A 15,632-nucleotide genomic window follows, 5' to 3' on the forward strand; every position below is an offset into this window, starting at 1 on the left:
ACGGATCACCAATATCCTAGGCGCTGCACATTTTCAAAAAATGAATTAGCTGCGTCTTCTTTAGTGCTGTTCTTTTTCTTCGACTGCCGATTCTTAATTTTCATGGTAGTTTAATTATCGTTTTCCGTACTGGTTTCGTCTTAATATCACTAATAACGTAATAATTACAAACGAAACAACCTTAATATAATTAAGAATTTCATTCTTTTTTTTCAATTCAGCTATTTCTTCAAGGTCATAACTAGCAAGCGATAATTCTTTTGTTCCACCGCACCAGGTATCTGTCGCTAATTCTCCTTGTTCATACTTATATAAGTAATTCTTCTTCGTTGTTTTATAAGCATACACAAGATACTCTTTACCATTTAAAAATTCACTACCAGCGGTAGTTACAATCGTAACATTTTCTCTATTATCGCCTTTCAATGCAGATTTGACTTCAAATGTTACCCTGCTTTTTGGATTTATTGAACCTACGTTCTCAAACGTTGTCTCTTTGACTTTGCCAATATAGACCGAATCGTGTCTTTTAAATAATTCTCTTGGTTCATCACTTTCAGAACATACCAATGCGAAGCTTTTATTCGGTGAAATAATTAGAAATATGTATAATAACAACACCACAAAAATGCAAAATGTTTTAACTAATGCCACCCCTTTTCAGCTTTGTTCAATCCCCTATATATTACCACTATCTTATCACGCATTACTGCCCGTTGGCGGAATAGGCCACCGAATTTATCACCGGCAGCCTGCTAGATTTTGTTATGAAGCTATAGTTTTCCGTTAGCGTAATGAGACGACTGTATTCGTGGAACAGAACAACCATTGACCCAAGTGGTTAATTATAGTGTGAGCATAGTTGCATCCGACATTGAGAATCAATATTATCCTTCAACTAATTGATAAAATCTAATGTCTCCTCTTCCTGTTTCAGCTATCAGTATGTCATTTCGCTCTTTGACACGAAATATCTTTGTTCCGACTTCCAGTTTATTTGCTGTTTCGTTATTAAAAGCTTTACCATTATTACTTTGGTGAGTAATTTCAGTTACTTGGATGTCTTTGGTTAATTTTAACTCGTCTACCCAAGGAACTCCTGCATTATAAATGGTGTCTTTATACATAAAAATATTAGCATTCGAATCCATTATTAAAACTTCTTGTGCAGTTGGATTTCTAATTGTTTTAGTCTCAATGTGCTGTTCTGAAATCTGCTTGGTGGGTTCTTTACCGCAACCATTCAACAAAGCAAAACTACATATTACAACATAAATAATCATCCTTTTTAGCAAATTGTAAAATCCCCCTTTACCAAATCCATCTATTGAATATGAGACGTGGAACTCCTCACGAATGTTGCAACGAGGAACTTTACGGGCAACGTCACCACTGCCTCCCGGACGCGTTCCACTACTTTTTGATTAAAAACGCTAGGAATCAGGGCATAGCCTCCTGACAATTGGGAGTGTGGTTAATAGTGACTATTTCCAGCTAAGACTCGCTTCCAAATGAATTGGCTTTCATAAGCTCATTGAAATACTATTTATTGCTAATGGTCTTCCTCGGAAGAGCGCTGCCAAAGTCTTGGCAATAATTATCTATAATGGAAAAAGCCCGTTTTTAGCCAGTGAAATGGCTTTAAACGGGCTTTAATTATTTTTCAGTCGCCTATAATACCACTGACAGAGGCTCACCGGTTTTATTATTTTTTCAAAACAGCACGTACCGGACTTCCATCTGCTTCAACTAATGGGAGTGGGAGGGCTATCAATTCATAATCCCCTGGTAGAACATCATCTAAGACAAGCCCTTCCAAGATGTGAATTCCATGACTGGCAAGTTCATGATGGGCTAATAGTTCTTTACTATCTAATGGATCTACGGACGGCAAATCAAGACCAATAAGACGAACACCGCGTCCTGAAAGATAAGCCGCTAATTCTGGTTGGAGGTGAGGAATGGTTTGTGGGAACACACGTCGATCCTTCCATGCATCTGTACGAATTAACAGACGGGTAATCCCATTAAGATCTATACCGGATATTTCATTGACTCCGATGGATGTATTGTTTGGCAAATTGACAACACGGGCACTTCCAATATATAAATCGAGATCCAGTTCAATTACTCTTTTTCCCTCATTATCAAAATGAAAAGGTGCATCAATATGAGTACCGGTGTGTATACTCATGTTGATTTGACCTACATTGACAGATCCACTCTCTTCTTTACTCCAATTAACTTTGTATGAGAATGGTGTGTCTCCTGGCCAGACTGCGACCTTTCCGTCTAGAGGCTGTGAAATATCAATCCATGTCCCCAAGTATTTTGCCTCCGTTTCTTCCGATTTCTTCTTATAGCTTCGCTCTTAGACTCCATAGTTCCGGGAAGAAGTGTTGGTCCAGAGCTCTTTTTAAATAAGTAACACCTGATGAGCCACCTGTTCCTTGTTTATGACCAATAATTCTTTCCACTGTAGTCATATGATTAAAACGCCATAATTGCTGCTGGCTTCCAATGTCCACTAGTTTCTCTGCTAACTCATATAAATCCCAATATTGATCGACATTGCGGTAAACTGTCAGCCACGCCTCTTCTACACTGGCATTTGGTTGATAGCTTTGCGACCAATCCCTGTTAAGAGCTTCTTGATCAATAGGTAATCCACGCACCGCAAGCGCATTGATTGCCGCATCATAAATACTTGGCTCATGAAGAGATTGCTGCATTTGCTCGTATAGATCGATCTGATGTTGAAAAACTGATAACGTATGGACATTCTTGTTGCCTAGCGCAAATTCAATCAAACGATTCTGATAAGACTGGAACCCAGAAGATTGGCCCAATTTATCCCTAAACTCCATGTATTCAGCCGGCGTCAACGTGGAGAGGACGCTCCATGACTGTATCAATTGCTGCTGAATTCTCGAAACACGCGACAACATTTTAAATGATGGTTCCAAATCGTTATTGCGTATACTCTGGGCAGAAGCTTTCACCTCATGTAAAATGAGCTTCATCCATAATTCACTGGCCTGATGGATAATGATAAAAAGCATTTCATCATGGTGTTCAGAACATCTATGTTGACTAGATAAAATCTTATCCAGATGGAGATAATCTCCATAAGACATCTTTTTGCTAAAATCTGTTTGAATTTCTTTTTCGAGCCCCATACTTTTGTTTTGTTCATTGTTATTCATTCTGTAACGCCCCTCTCCTCATAAGAGAAATCCAACAGTTTGCTGCACGGCATGATGATTAATTGTTCCTTTTTTTCCAAACGAAATAAGCAGCAGACAGAAACAGTAACCACGGAATCCCGAATTGAAGCATAATTTTAAAACCTGTAAACCATGTAGAAATCATTAAACTAAATAGTAGAACCGCTCCCAAAATCGTTAAATATGGAAAACCAAGCATTCTCACCGGCAATTGGCGACCACCCATTTCCTCCCACTTTCTTCTGAAAAATAAATGAGAAATGAACACCATAAGCCAAGTGAATATAGCCCCGAACATTGAAATTCCCATCATCAATGCATAGGATGAATCTGGGAGTATCGCATTAATTGCTGCGGCAATAAAAATTCCAAGTGTAGAAACAGTAAGGGCACTGACAGGAACCCCTTTTTTATTAATTTTCCCCAAAAAAGCAGGGGCATGATTACCGCGCGACAATGAAAACATCATACGTGTTGAAGCATAAAGTTGACTGTTCATTGCCGATAAAGCAGCCGTTAAAATGATAAAATTCATGATTCCAGATGCTCCTGGAATATTCAAGATTTCCATTACTTTTACGAATGGACTTTTATCGATCCCCGCTGATTTCCATGGAACAACCATTAACATGATACCAATTGTCAAAACATAGAAGGTAGATAAACGGAATACGGTTGATTTCAACGCTTTAGGTACGGCTACGTCGGGGTCTTTTGACTCCCCTGCTGTAACCGCTATCATTTCTGTTCCCAAAAAGCTGAATAAAGAAATAAAGATAGCAACCCACATGCCCCACCAGCCAAAGGGTAAAAAACCTCCATCATTCACTAAGTTTTCAGGTCCGATATTTGACTGTCCGGATGTTCCAAATAGGATATAAGATCCAAGAAGAATGAAACCGACAATTGCACTTATTTTTATCATAGAGAACCAATACTCAACAGTACCAAATATGTTAACACTCTTGGCATTTATATAAATTAGCAACGCGGCAAACAATAAAATCCATGCGATTTCCGGCACAGTCGGAAACCAATATTTCATATAAACAGCTATTGCACTTACTTCTACCCCAATAGCAAGAACATTGGCTATCCAATACGAATAACGAACAAGAAAGCCTGCCATGGGATTGATGTATTTTTCAGAAATCGTTCCAAAAGATCCCGAAGTAGGATGAGCGACCGTCATTTCCGCTAAACATCCCATTAACAACAATACGATAAATGCGCCTATTCCATAACTGAGCAATACACTTGGACCTGCTGTTTTAATGGCTAGCCCGCTGCCTAGGAACAATCCCGTCCCGATGGCACAACCCATGGCAATCATCGTAAGCTGGTTAGTTTTTAAATCACGCTTTAACCCATTCTCTAGTTCATGTCCATTATTCGATTGCGTATATTTATTTATCATATTTCATCCCCCTTTTTCGTCAAAAGGCATTTACGCAACAACTTCACGTTCATTATGAAATATTTTGTATTGTTCTTCTACCATGATTTTTTTGAGAATTTGTATGACTTCCCAAACTTCTTCGTAAGAAGTATACAGTGAAACCGGAGCAAGACGAATGATGTTAGGTGCTCGGAAATCCGGAATCACGCCACTTTTTTTCAATGCCTTGCAAATGCGCGCAGCTTCTTCATGTTCAAGACTCACGTGACCTCCGCGACGCAGGTCTTCTCTGGGACTTCCAATGATGAACCCATAATCTGCTAACTCATGTTCAATTAAGTTCATTAAATATTGATTGATTTGAAGCGACTTTTGGCGAATATTCTCAATACCGGCTTCTGCAAAAATTTCTAAAGATCCTAGTAAAGGTGCAAGGCTTAGTACGTGTGGCGTTCCAATTTGATAGGCTCCCGCTGATTCGGCTGGTGTTAACGTATGTTCCATATCGAATTGTTTATCTTTTCTGGACCCGAACCATCCAGCCAATCCAGGGTTAGTTCCAAAATGTTTACGATTCACAAATAAACCGCCAACACAGCCAGGACCGCCGTTTAGATGTTTGTAGTTGCACCAATACGCAAAGTCAACATCCCATTCGCTAAACGAATGCGGGATCGCCCCGATCGAATGACATCCGTCAAATCCGATTAAAATGCCTCTTTTATGAGCTTCTGCCGTTAATCGCTTCATGTCCAATATTTGACCACTGCGATACAGAACCGTAGGCAAGATGATCAAAGCAATGTCATCGGTCATAGCCTCGATCATATCATCTTCTTCTAAAAACCGGCCATCCCGGCTTTTCACACGGATGAGATGAGTATCTGAATCATATCCATGGGTGCGAAGTTGACTTTGAAGAGCATAAATATCAGATGGAAACGTTAGTTCATCTGCCAAAATTTTGGTGCGTGTCCCTTGAGGCTTATAAAAAGTAGCTACAAGTTGATGTAAATTTACAGTTGTGGAACCGGTTACAATAACTTCATTAGGAAAAGCTCCTACCAACAGTGCACTCAACTCGCCTAATTTCTCCGATAAGGTAAACCATGGATGATTCCCTTGTGTCCATCCATCGATGCCATGTTTTTTCCAATCAGCTAAAGATTCCAATAGTGTACGTTCAGCTCTTCTCGAAAGCAGCCCCAATGAATTCCCATCCATATAGATGGAATCAGGCTGTAAATAAAATTCTTCCCGAAAACGTGAAAGGTTATCCTCTTTATCCAATTGTTTTGCGAAATCTAATGTAGGTTGAAAGAAATTGGAAAGCACCGTATCATCCCCTTCTTTATTTAAAATTGCTCTTGCTAGGGACATCATATCAATGAATATGACATGGTGTCAATATTATTATCCAGACGATTCGATCTAAACAAATCTTTCCTTTTCAGAGAAATCCTTATATCCTAGAAGATAATTAATAGGGGAGGAATTGGAATGAGAAATGATAAAATAGGGGATAAACGACATTTACGCTCAGCAGTGACTCGTCAAAAGTTACTGGAAGCTGCAAAGGAAGTATTTCTAGAAGAAGGTTTTCAAAAAGCGACGATCTCTCAAATGATCAAAAAAGCAAGCATCGGGTACGGAACAGCCTATGTTCATTTTGAAGGGAAAGAGGATCTTTTATGCGTATTAATGGAGAATGTCATGGCGCAATTTTATGAAATTGCCGAGATCTCTTTCTTCCCAAAATCGAAAGAAGAAGCAGAGCAAATCATTAAAAAGCAAACCTATGATTTTTTAAAAATGGCAGAGGCAGAACGTAATATGATGCAAATCTTCGAGCAGGCCATTGGGGTATCATCTGTTATTTCAGATAAGTGGAAAGCAATTCGTGAACAGTTTATTCATCGAATCTCCATGGACATTGCCTATTCACAGCAAAATGGGCTAGCTAGAGCTAAATTAAACCAAGTGCTTGTTGCACGAGGCTGGTTTTTTACAAATGAAATGTATCTTTGGGAAATTGTTCGAAACGAACATCATAATTCTGTTGAAGAGATTGCTAATACCATTACAACTCTATATACTACTGGCCTTTATCTCTAAAGGTATTTCCATAAAAGAAAATAACAAATCATTATTGGTGAAGATAGGCAAGGTAACGGAAAAAGGCGTAGCAATGTCCACGCCCTTTGGATCAACCCCCATACTTGAGCTCTAAAAGTTACATAAGTTAAAGCGATTACCATCATTATCATAAAAGTGAAACTTCACGTAACCTTTCTGGACAAATCCGCCAATTTCTCCACTTACTATTTGCTCAAGGATAGCGAGTTTCTTTGAAGTACAGTATTTTTCGTTAAGCATGAAAAAGCTCCCCTTACAGTAGAAGGTTTTATTATTTCACCTGTCTACTGTAAGGGGAGCATATCAGTGGCAGAACTGCTCCTTGTTTTGTTCAACTATATGTTTCCCGTTAGCGTAATCAGCCAAATGCTACGAAGCGTGAATGCGGTGTTATGCCAAGGCACCTTTCGAGCGTATTTCCAAAATTCATATATCCTCTCCTTAAAAGGTTACTATCACTTTTCCTTCGGAGTGGCCAGTAGAAACTTTATTTAAAGCCATGTTAATGTCATCAAAATTATAAACTGAATCTATAGCGGGCTTAATATCTTCATCCTCAACTAGTTTCGTCAGTTTTTGTAATTGCCTGCCATTGGCGGACACGAATAAGAAGCGATATTCTTTATTCTGTTTAACTGCTAATCGATCTAAACGAGCACCTACTAAACCAAACAATAGCTTTTTCCATATTGGAAAGTTATTTTCAGCAGCAAAGCGGTAATTGGGTAAAGCCTTCAATGATACCAATTTCCCTTGGGGTTTGAGAATAGCAAGTTCCGTTTTAATTTCTTTTGCCCCCAATGTATCGATAACATAATCGATATTAGATAGCAAATCAAAATAATTTTCCTCTTTATAGTTAATGAATTGATCAGCGCCGATGGACAGTGTACGTGATCTCCCTCTTTCACTGCCGCTCGTAATCACATATAACCCCATCGATTTGGCAATCGGGATAGCCATCGTACCAAAGCCGCCAGTTCCTCCAGGAATAAATAGTTTTTTATCGGGTTGAACATGAAGTACATCATGCAAGGCTTGATATGCAGTCAAAGCCGTGAGGGGTACCGCGGCGGCCTCAATAAAAGAAAGATTTTTAGGCATAACGGAAATCGCATCCTCATGGACTGCCGCATACTCAGCAAAAGCTCCGATTTTATTTATTGGCAGCCTCGTATAAACGGGATCTCCAACCTTGAATTTCACAACATCTTTTCCAACAGCCTCAATAACGCCGGATAGTTCGTTTCCTAAAGTTAAAGGGAAGTCATAATCGGCAATCATGCGAATACTACCATTTAAAATAAGAATGTCTAAGGGATTTACACCTGCAGCTTTTACTTTGATAAGAACCTCATGGTTATTGATTTCCGGTATTTTTATATTGTTTATTTCTAATTGGATTTGTTTTGAATATTTTTCCATTTGTGCAGCTTTCAATTCTTCATCTTCTCCTTTTCTCATTTATCTTAATTCCACATTCGTTTATTGGAAAAATTGATGGCGTACTTTAACTTGTACGCCATCATAAAGCAATATCCATGTTATTCATTACTGTTGTTGAGTTCTTTCATCGTAGGATAATCTGTGTAACCCTCGCTTCCGTTACCAGAGTACAATGTTTTACGATCTGCTTCATTCAAAGGAAAGCCTTCTTTAAGACGTTCAACTAAGTCCGGATTAGCTAATGACCATACCCCGACTGGCGCCATATCAGCAAGGCCATTATCAATATCTACACTAAGATCTTCTAGAGCCCGTCCAGCTCTATTGACTAATAATGGATTTGGCCAGATGTTGCGAATTTCACGGAGCAGTGTTTCGTTCCCTAAATGCATAACATGGAGGTAAGCTAAATTATATTGAGCTAATTCTTTTACAAGGTGAAGATAAACTTCAGGACCGTGTTCGCCCTCATCAATTCCGTTAAGAGGTGTTCCCGGCGAAATACGGAAGCCTGTTTGTTCTGCTCCAATTTCTTCAACGATTGCTTTCGTTACTTCAATTGCAAAGCGAGCACGGTTCTCTATCGATCCACCGTATTTATCCGATCGTGTATTAGAATTCTCCCCAATAAATTGATTAATCAGATAACCATTTGCTCCATGAATTTCAACGCCGTCAGCTCCTGCTTTAATAGCTGCCGCTGCTGCTTTCCGGAAGTCTGCAATTGTCGTCTGGATATCTTCTTCACTTAACTCTCTTGGAACGGGTATTTCCTGCATCCCTTTAGCCGTAAACATTTCTACACCGGGTGCGATCGCAGATGGTGCAACGGGTTGACGATGATGTGGTGTATTGTCGGGGTGCGAAACACGACCGACATGCATTAATTGGATAAATATAAATCCACCTACTTTATGTACCGCATCCGTAACCTTTTTCCAACCTTCAATATGCTTTTCCGTATAGATGCCCGGTGACCTTAAGTAACCTTGACCATCATCAGAAGGTTGTGTGCCTTCAGTAATAATTAAACCCATCGATGCTCTTTGAGCATAATAATGGGAAGTTAGCTCTCCCGGCGTACCATCCTCTTGCGCTCTACTTCGTGTCATTGGTGCCATCGCTAACCGATGGGGTAATTCCAGGTTGCCAATTTTCGTTTTGCTCCACAGTTTTTCCATTTTAAAAACCCCTCTTTGAATTGAGTTTATTTTATTAACTTCAATGTTTCTTTCGATTATCGCTCCACTTTAGCCTGTGCGGATCTGACCGCATTTGTCATGAGCTTGCGAGGCAGCAACCGCGGCAAGAACGCCATGAACTTGTTGCGCCCCCCTGTTATGATTAAAGTCTTGCCCCGCAAGAATTCGCGATATCCTATGTCAGCCACCTGCCCAACCTCCATGACGCCGCTTCTAAACAGCTTTGAGGTGGCTAGCCCAGCACGATCGACAAAGCCAGTCGCTGTCGCTCCCGGACAGAGTGCGGACACAGTCACGCCTGTGCCGCGCAGCTCATTCTCCAAAGCCTCAGTGAACGATAGTACGTACGCTTTTGTCGCGTAGTAAACTGCCATCAGTGGTCCAGGAAAAAAAGCCACCAACGAAGCCACATTCAGCACGCCCCCTTGGTGCCTTTTGACCATATCCGGTAAGAACACCTTCGTCATTACAGTCAGAGCCTTGATATTAATGTCGATCATATTCGTCTCTTGCTCCAGCTGTGTCTCCAAGAATTCCCCGTACAAGCCGAAGCCCGCATTATTAACAAGAAAGTCGACGGTGATCCCTTTTTCTTTAAGCTCCCTGTAGATTTCCTCCGCCACGCCAGGTAACGCAACATCTTTGGCGATGTATGTCGTTTGGACACGGTACTTTTCCCGATATTCCCTCGCGAGATCCACGAGCTTGTCCTCGCTGCGTGCGACCAGCACCAAGTCGTATCCGTCTTTGGCGAAACGATCCGCCAGCTCTTTTCCAATTCCGCCCGACGCTCCGGTAATTAGTACAGTTTTGCTCATCATTTAAGCTGTGGGTAAATAGCAGCTACACCGCCAGCGAGAGCACGCTGGAGTTGACGGCTCGGTTCATCAGCAAGAATTTCAAAGCTATCGGACTCTATTCCATCAATTGCAATTTTTGCAATATCAGCAGGGTTGGACTTCGGAGCTTCAACGCCTGACGTCATGTCTGTATCCATAAAGCCCACATGCAAGCCAGCTACTCTCACATTTTGAGGATACAGATTTAAGCGCAACTCGTTCGTCATTGCCCACGCAGCCGCCTTTGCAGCCGAATAAGCGCCTTCACTCCCCCCACTACTGAACCATGATAATGCGGAAAGGATATTCAGTATGGATCCTCCACCATTATTAATAAGAATAGGTGCGAAATTGCGAATCATGGATAATGTGCCAAAGAAGTGCGTATTAAATTCCAACTGAATTTGATCGAGATCACCGTCAAGCAAAGTAGCGCCTGTAGCCGATCCTGCATTGTTGATCAGAAGCGTTACATCTTGAGCGGCCATAGCAGCTGCAGCTACCTCTTGAGGGTTCGTAATATCAAGCTTTACAGGAATTGCACCGGGAATGTCAATGGACTGCGGATTTCTTGCTCCGGCATACACCTTAGCCCCTCTGGATAGAAGTTCAAGGGCAAGATGGCGACCAAAACCTCGGTTCGCGCCAGTGACAAATGCAACTTGTTGAGCAATATTCATTTTCATGTGCTCCTTTTATTGTATTCTGTTTATGAAATTGTTTTCTTGAAGCTATTCGGTCTGCGTTTTGATACGTAGTAAGTACGGTAAGCGAGTTTTACTCGATACTTGTTTTTTAACGAGAACGATCATTCTCAATATCGTAAAAAAAATGCTGCGTGCCTTACTCTGTTGTTTTTGTGTGTTGTGTTGTTTGTTGTTTTAACTGCGCTGATAAACTTCATTGTAAACTATGCTTTAGAGCTTCTTTCGGCGATTATTTTTGAGAATGTTCATTCTAAAATAGGCGTAAGATAACTCGATCGCAAAGAGCATGGATTAGCAGAAGGGAGACTTCACATCTGAACTGACTACCACAATTACCCTTATTCTTCCAGGAGCTTCATCGAAATATGAGTAATACGGTGAAGCTTTTCTTTGGAAGCCGAGGTTCTTGCCATTACCCTTAACCCAATCCATACATTATGCAGGTATTCCGCCAATTCCTCAGCATTGTATGTGGAGGTGAATTCACCGTCACGTTGTCCCCAAATAATAATCTCCCTGAGCAATTGCTCTGCTGTCGTGAATGCTTTCGTGGACTTGTTATCCACCTCGACGTCGCGCGCCGCCAATTCTACGGCCGAATTCACCATTAAGCAGCCGGCTGGCGAGTCCTCATCCCCGTCGATCATGAAACCAAAAATAAACTGTAATGCCTCCGATGCGGTCTTGGATCGTTTAACCCCTCCTGCAAGCGCGGTGCTGATTTTGTCGTCAAACCGATCCATCGCTTTCAGGAACAGATTATGCTTATCTCCAAAAGTATCATACAAGCTTCTTCGATGAATACCCATATGCTCAACCAACTCGGTCATGGACGTTTTCTCGTACCCCTGCTCCCAAAAGAGCCGCATCGCCTTATCCAAGACCTCTTTCTCTTCAAACTCCTTGCTTCTCGCCATTCCCATCTCCCTCCCTCAATTAATATAACATATTGAGAACGATCAGTAAAGAATCGTTATGCTCTTTTTTGAATGACATAATATTTCCATTGAGTTGGTTGTCCTACAATTCTACATATTGGAACTATCCTGCCCGTTACTTCAATCAACAAACGAAAAAGAGCCGCCGACGTAGCAGGCTCCTTAGCTATCGTGTCCCGTTCAATCCTAACCTGTGAGATACTTTGTATGAATTAATCGGTTTTAATCTTTTTATAGTATGATAATGGAAATATCCATGGAACACCGAAGTCATCCTCAAAATCATCATATAGACCCATAACGACACTTGGTTCTAAATACTGATTATTATTTATCTTTGTATGCTTTATTTCAAGGTTTGGTCCTAATCCTTCTTCACCTAACTCGATTTGAAGTCCTTGTTCTTGTAAAATTCCTTTCATATTAATAGATAGTGCTGTTCTCCCTAATAAATCTCGATTAACAGGTTCGCTTCCCAAAAACGGGTAGAAGTTAACTCTAACCTCGATATTATCTATCTTTTTTATTATTAATATATGACCGGAATGGTCCGTCCAACTTCCGATATAATTATCAATCACAACATCCATTAATTAAACCCCGTAACACAATTTTTGTATTTTTAAAATTCGTCCAGACTACTAAGCTATCCTGCCCGTTCGCGACAAAGCTGCCGTTTAACGCGGCAGCTTTGTCATGGTGTTAATTATGCACATTCCTCCTCTGCTAATCTGTCCGTTAGCGCGTGGAAAAGGCAGCCCGTTAAATTCCCGCGGCAACCTTATTAAGTTTGTGCCGAACTATCGTTCTGCGTTAGCTTGAAAAATCTTCGTTTTAGTCGCAAATTTCAAGCTTGTTTCGTAATTTTGCAATTCCTTTTGAAAGTTCATTGCGATTCTTTCCACTCTTAATCCAATCAGGTAGCCTGCTTGCCAAACTCTGATTTTTATAGGGGATTCTTTCACGCAATGAAGAGTCGATATAACTATCCATAAAATCTAAATGCTCTTTGTTATAAGCCCAAAGCAAGTTGCTACAACAATTTGTTCTCAACCAAAGATTCATCCCCATAAAAGTACCGTTCCCCCACGTACCAACCATTGGATCACTCAAAACACTACAACGTTTACATTGGAGAATATATCCGAATTCACCTTCGCTCTTTCTTATCCCTTTGGCATATTTCATACAATGGGGGTACTCAATAAGAATGTTATGATTAAATAAAAAGTCGTAAACTCTTTCACCAGTATCTTTGAACCTTGAGTTAGTCATAAAAATAATATCCTTTATATTTACTTGTTTTTCCATCTTCTAATCCATTTTATCATGAAGTTTTGAAGAAAACCGCTCAATAGAATAGATTAATGAAAAAAGGAGCAGCTGCCAAATAGCTAACCGCTCCTTGTTTCATTTTAGTATCGTACCCGTTAACGCGTGTGTCTCAATGGAGTTTTAACAAAAGAGGATTAAATACTTTAGTAATTTCAGCAAATCCAACAAGTCTGGATCCTTCTTGAATTCTTATAACTTTCCCAATCCAGACACTTTCGGGATAGAACTCAGGTGAAATGAAGGTAATTGTTCCAAGTACAGTTTCACCTAACTCCACCAAGTCCCGATCATAATATTGGTGTTCACCAGTTGTAATATAGTCATCAATAATTAAATGTGCTGGACGGTAACCAGAGAAGACTGGTCTTTTTCTCCCACCTTGACTAAAAATGGTGATCTTGGCTTCTACATCAGCCATAGTAACTCCTCCAAATGTGAACTATCGTTTTCCGTTACTTCAATGAACGCTCTTGCTCTATAACAATGCATTCAATATGATCGAGTGCCATTGGCCCATAATATCCTTGGGCTGAAAGGGACTTGTCTGATTAGTAAAAATTGAACTCAACTTTCCAAGGAACAAACAGATTTTCTTGAAACTCATAGTGAATGACAGTTTCGCCTATAAACCCCCCCGGAGAAATCTGCCCTGGTAGCCGAGAAATCAGCATATGATCCTTTATTTCAAAACGAATAATGTTGCCGAAATACAAATGATCGAACCATTTTTCTTGATCGATACCGATTTGCTTTGTAGAAATATGCTGCTCTTTGCCATCTACAATGACCTGCACTCCAGATTTATTCTTTGAAGATGTAACCCTTTGCTTCACTACCGTTACGGGATCCACCAGTGGAATTTCACCAAAGGTCTTAGAATTCAAAATGTGCGCCTCTCGAACAGCAAGTCCTGTGCCATGATCTTTTGTCAAAACCACGACGATCTCTGGTACCTTATCATGGTTGATATCATCAGTAAAGATCTCAGGAGCATACGTTTTATTCACGGAATTGCTCCAGTTAAAGAACTGCTGTTTATCGCCTGATTTTACGAAAATCCCCTGATAATTTCCTTGGACTTTATCACAAGCAATCATTAATGTATGTCCATCGCTCGAGCGAGCGATTTCTTGCAGCGCATTACAGTATTTATTCTGTTCAGAGAATACAGCCGATTGCAATAAGTAACATATCCCCCCTGCTAATAAAAGCATCTTCATATATCCTCTTCTCCTCCATTCCTGTATCTACAGATAGTACGTATTATGAGGTTTGTTTAGTTTTCGCTATAACATGGGGTAACGCGTAGTGTTAGGTTATAACAATAAACAAGGAGCAGATTGCGGCGGCCTCTGCTACCCGTTAGCTCAATGACGGCTGCCTCGCGGCAGCCGTTTTGGTGTTGAACTCGTTATCCGTTAGCGAAATACCTGGAAGTTACAGTTTTTCATGTGGTTCTCTAAAACAATTGGTCCTAGTGTATTTTCTTTTGAATTAGAAAGACGAACTTGCACAGAAGCATTTTCTAAGTATGGACCAGAAATTTCATCCAACCTTCCAGCCCATGTTGGATCTTTTTGATAATCAGATACGGGGTATAATGTGAATCTCCAACTGATAACACCAGGCACTTGAGCAAAGCCTTCATAACGGTCATAGTTCCCCCTAGAAGAGGGATCTGGCAAGTATTGGGCATGAATGCTTAAGCTTATTTTTCCAGAGCTAAACAACCTTTTGATGGGATAAGTAAGAGCCACGCCTTTTGCATTAATAGAAGGAACATTATCTTTAGCATTTAAAATAAGGCTGCAAGCATTTGTTCCTTCAAGTGGCTGTGCATGGGAGATAGTCATACTCGAAAAAGCTGTCATTAAACATAACAAAATCAGAATTTTTTTCATTTCACCAATACCTTTTTTTGTATATTATCCCTCCATTCAGCAAAGGTATCCGAAATTCTAAACGTATCGAAGCAGCATTACTGCTCGTTACTTGAGAAAAGGCAGCCGATCCAATTTGGTCCGCTGCCTTCTCATGTTGTTATTGAACTCTCGTCTCCCGTTAGCGTAATTAACTGAGCTATTCGAACCTGCGGTAAGACCGCCTAAAAGTTGTTCTGTCTATTATTTCTTTCGAACGGGAAAACAAATATCCGTAATTGATTTCTCGGACTCAGGACCAAGGTTTCGTTCATCTAGATCTCGATATTGTAGAGTCCAGAAAGCTCGCTAAAAAGACAGTCAAAGACCTTATTAATTAAAGTCTTGACTATCTATAATTCCGCTATCGTTTCCCGTTAGCCGTTCATGCAGCGCAAGACCAGCGCTGCACCACAGAGGATGAAAATGGATAAAATCCGTCAATACTTCTACTACGGCTGGGTGAGGAAGGTCGATCAACTAT

The 15,632-nt window shown here is 40.4% G+C and carries 17 protein-coding genes; 1 reads left to right on the forward strand and 16 read right to left on the reverse strand.

Going from position 1 to position 15,632, the window contains the following annotated elements:
• Positions 1-114 precede the first annotated feature (114 nt).
• The 6 genes from AC58UU_RS39305 to kynU all read right to left on the reverse strand — a co-directional run bounded on the left by AC58UU_RS39305 (position 115) and on the right by kynU (position 5,961).
• Complete coding sequence (locus tag AC58UU_RS39305; protein ID WP_497322925.1) at positions 115-624, reverse strand: hypothetical protein; 510 nt, start codon at positions 622-624, stop codon at positions 115-117.
• Positions 625-887: 263 nt separating this feature from the next.
• Positions 888-1,295, reverse strand: a complete 408-nt coding sequence (locus AC58UU_RS39310) for a hypothetical protein (protein ID WP_497322927.1) — start codon at positions 1,293-1,295, stop codon at positions 888-890.
• A 410-nt stretch (positions 1,296-1,705) separates the two neighbouring features.
• Positions 1,706-2,326, reverse strand: a complete 621-nt coding sequence (gene kynB / locus AC58UU_RS39315) for an arylformamidase (protein WP_497322929.1) — start codon at positions 2,324-2,326, stop codon at positions 1,706-1,708.
• Positions 2,327-2,357: 31 nt separating this feature from the next.
• Positions 2,358-3,206, reverse strand: a complete 849-nt coding sequence (gene kynA / locus AC58UU_RS39320) for a tryptophan 2,3-dioxygenase (RefSeq protein WP_497322931.1) — start codon at positions 3,204-3,206, stop codon at positions 2,358-2,360.
• A gap of 58 nt (positions 3,207-3,264) precedes the next feature.
• Positions 3,265-4,644, reverse strand: a complete 1,380-nt coding sequence (locus AC58UU_RS39325) for an amino acid permease (RefSeq protein WP_497322932.1) — start codon at positions 4,642-4,644, stop codon at positions 3,265-3,267.
• Positions 4,645-4,674: 30 nt separating this feature from the next.
• A complete protein-coding gene (gene kynU / locus AC58UU_RS39330) occupies positions 4,675-5,961 on the reverse strand; it encodes a kynureninase (protein ID WP_497322934.1) in 1,287 nt (428 codons plus the stop codon).
• 165 nt (positions 5,962-6,126) lie between these two features.
• Here kynU and AC58UU_RS39335 point away from each other — a divergent pair, with 165 nt between their 5' ends.
• Positions 6,127-6,741 carry a TetR/AcrR family transcriptional regulator gene (locus tag AC58UU_RS39335; RefSeq protein ID WP_497322936.1) on the forward strand — a complete coding sequence of 205 codons (615 nt, stop codon included), beginning with the start codon at positions 6,127-6,129 and terminating at the stop codon, positions 6,739-6,741.
• Between the two features lie 462 nt (positions 6,742-7,203).
• Here AC58UU_RS39335 and AC58UU_RS39340 read toward each other — a convergent pair whose 3' ends face one another.
• From AC58UU_RS39340 to AC58UU_RS39385, 10 genes are all read right to left on the reverse strand, one after another.
• Positions 7,204-8,226: an NADP-dependent oxidoreductase gene (locus AC58UU_RS39340; RefSeq protein WP_436244923.1), complete on the reverse strand. Its 1,023-nt coding sequence runs from the start codon at positions 8,224-8,226 to the stop codon at positions 7,204-7,206.
• An 80-nt stretch (positions 8,227-8,306) separates the two neighbouring features.
• Positions 8,307-9,389 carry an alkene reductase gene (locus AC58UU_RS39345; protein WP_497322937.1) on the reverse strand — a complete coding sequence of 361 codons (1,083 nt, stop codon included), beginning with the start codon at positions 9,387-9,389 and terminating at the stop codon, positions 8,307-8,309.
• A 56-nt stretch (positions 9,390-9,445) separates the two neighbouring features.
• Complete coding sequence (locus AC58UU_RS39350; RefSeq protein WP_429313279.1) at positions 9,446-10,231, reverse strand: SDR family NAD(P)-dependent oxidoreductase; 786 nt, start codon at positions 10,229-10,231, stop codon at positions 9,446-9,448.
• Positions 10,228-10,929 (reverse strand): SDR family oxidoreductase, encoded by a 702-nt coding sequence (locus AC58UU_RS39355; protein WP_497322938.1) that lies wholly within the window; start codon positions 10,927-10,929, stop codon positions 10,228-10,230. Before AC58UU_RS39355 ends, AC58UU_RS39350 begins: the two co-directional genes overlap by 4 nt.
• Positions 10,930-11,294: 365 nt before the next feature.
• Positions 11,295-11,873 (reverse strand): TetR/AcrR family transcriptional regulator, encoded by a 579-nt coding sequence (locus AC58UU_RS39360; RefSeq protein ID WP_497322940.1) that lies wholly within the window; start codon positions 11,871-11,873, stop codon positions 11,295-11,297.
• Between the two features lie 233 nt (positions 11,874-12,106).
• Entirely contained in the window at positions 12,107-12,484 is a 378-nt protein-coding gene (locus AC58UU_RS39365; RefSeq protein WP_497322942.1) for a hypothetical protein, read from the reverse strand.
• A gap of 244 nt (positions 12,485-12,728) precedes the next feature.
• Positions 12,729-13,205: a hypothetical protein gene (locus tag AC58UU_RS39370; protein WP_497322943.1), complete on the reverse strand. Its 477-nt coding sequence runs from the start codon at positions 13,203-13,205 to the stop codon at positions 12,729-12,731.
• A gap of 133 nt (positions 13,206-13,338) precedes the next feature.
• The gene (locus AC58UU_RS39375) at positions 13,339-13,647 is read right to left on the reverse strand and encodes a hypothetical protein (RefSeq protein ID WP_497322945.1); all 309 of its coding nucleotides are present in this window, start codon (positions 13,645-13,647) and stop codon (positions 13,339-13,341) included.
• Between the two features lie 130 nt (positions 13,648-13,777).
• Positions 13,778-14,449 (reverse strand): hypothetical protein, encoded by a 672-nt coding sequence (locus tag AC58UU_RS39380; RefSeq protein ID WP_497322946.1) that lies wholly within the window; start codon positions 14,447-14,449, stop codon positions 13,778-13,780.
• A gap of 198 nt (positions 14,450-14,647) precedes the next feature.
• Positions 14,648-15,130, reverse strand: a complete 483-nt coding sequence (locus AC58UU_RS39385; RefSeq protein ID WP_497322947.1) for a YoqH family protein — start codon at positions 15,128-15,130, stop codon at positions 14,648-14,650.
• Between the last annotated feature and the right edge of the window lie 502 nt (positions 15,131-15,632).

The organism is Paenibacillus sp. JT22N1, assembly GCF_059692155.1.

Bases quoted from the DNA above. Each gene is read 5' to 3' on its own strand.
- kynA (WP_497322931.1), bottom strand. From the start codon at position 3,206: ATGAATAACAATGAACAAAACAAAAGTATGGGGCTCGAAAAAGAAATT.
- AC58UU_RS39325 (WP_497322932.1), bottom strand. From the start codon at position 4,644: ATGATAAATAAATATACGCAATCGAATAATGGACATGAACTAGAGAAT.
- AC58UU_RS39335 (WP_497322936.1), top strand. From the start codon at position 6,127: ATGAGAAATGATAAAATAGGGGATAAACGACATTTACGCTCAGCAGTG.
- AC58UU_RS39340 (WP_436244923.1), bottom strand. From the start codon at position 8,226: ATGAGAAAAGGAGAAGATGAAGAATTGAAAGCTGCACAAATGGAAAAA.
- AC58UU_RS39345 (WP_497322937.1), bottom strand. From the start codon at position 9,389: ATGGAAAAACTGTGGAGCAAAACGAAAATTGGCAACCTGGAATTACCC.
- AC58UU_RS39350 (WP_429313279.1), bottom strand. From the start codon at position 10,231: ATGATGAGCAAAACTGTACTAATTACCGGAGCGTCGGGCGGAATTGGA.
- AC58UU_RS39355 (WP_497322938.1), bottom strand. From the start codon at position 10,929: ATGAATATTGCTCAACAAGTTGCATTTGTCACTGGCGCGAACCGAGGT.
- AC58UU_RS39360 (WP_497322940.1), bottom strand. From the start codon at position 11,873: ATGGCGAGAAGCAAGGAGTTTGAAGAGAAAGAGGTCTTGGATAAGGCG.
- AC58UU_RS39365 (WP_497322942.1), bottom strand. From the start codon at position 12,484: ATGGATGTTGTGATTGATAATTATATCGGAAGTTGGACGGACCATTCC.
- AC58UU_RS39370 (WP_497322943.1), bottom strand. From the start codon at position 13,205: ATGGAAAAACAAGTAAATATAAAGGATATTATTTTTATGACTAACTCA.
- AC58UU_RS39375 (WP_497322945.1), bottom strand. From the start codon at position 13,647: ATGGCTGATGTAGAAGCCAAGATCACCATTTTTAGTCAAGGTGGGAGA.
- AC58UU_RS39380 (WP_497322946.1), bottom strand. From the start codon at position 14,449: ATGAAGATGCTTTTATTAGCAGGGGGGATATGTTACTTATTGCAATCG.
- AC58UU_RS39385 (WP_497322947.1), bottom strand. From the start codon at position 15,130: ATGAAAAAAATTCTGATTTTGTTATGTTTAATGACAGCTTTTTCGAGT.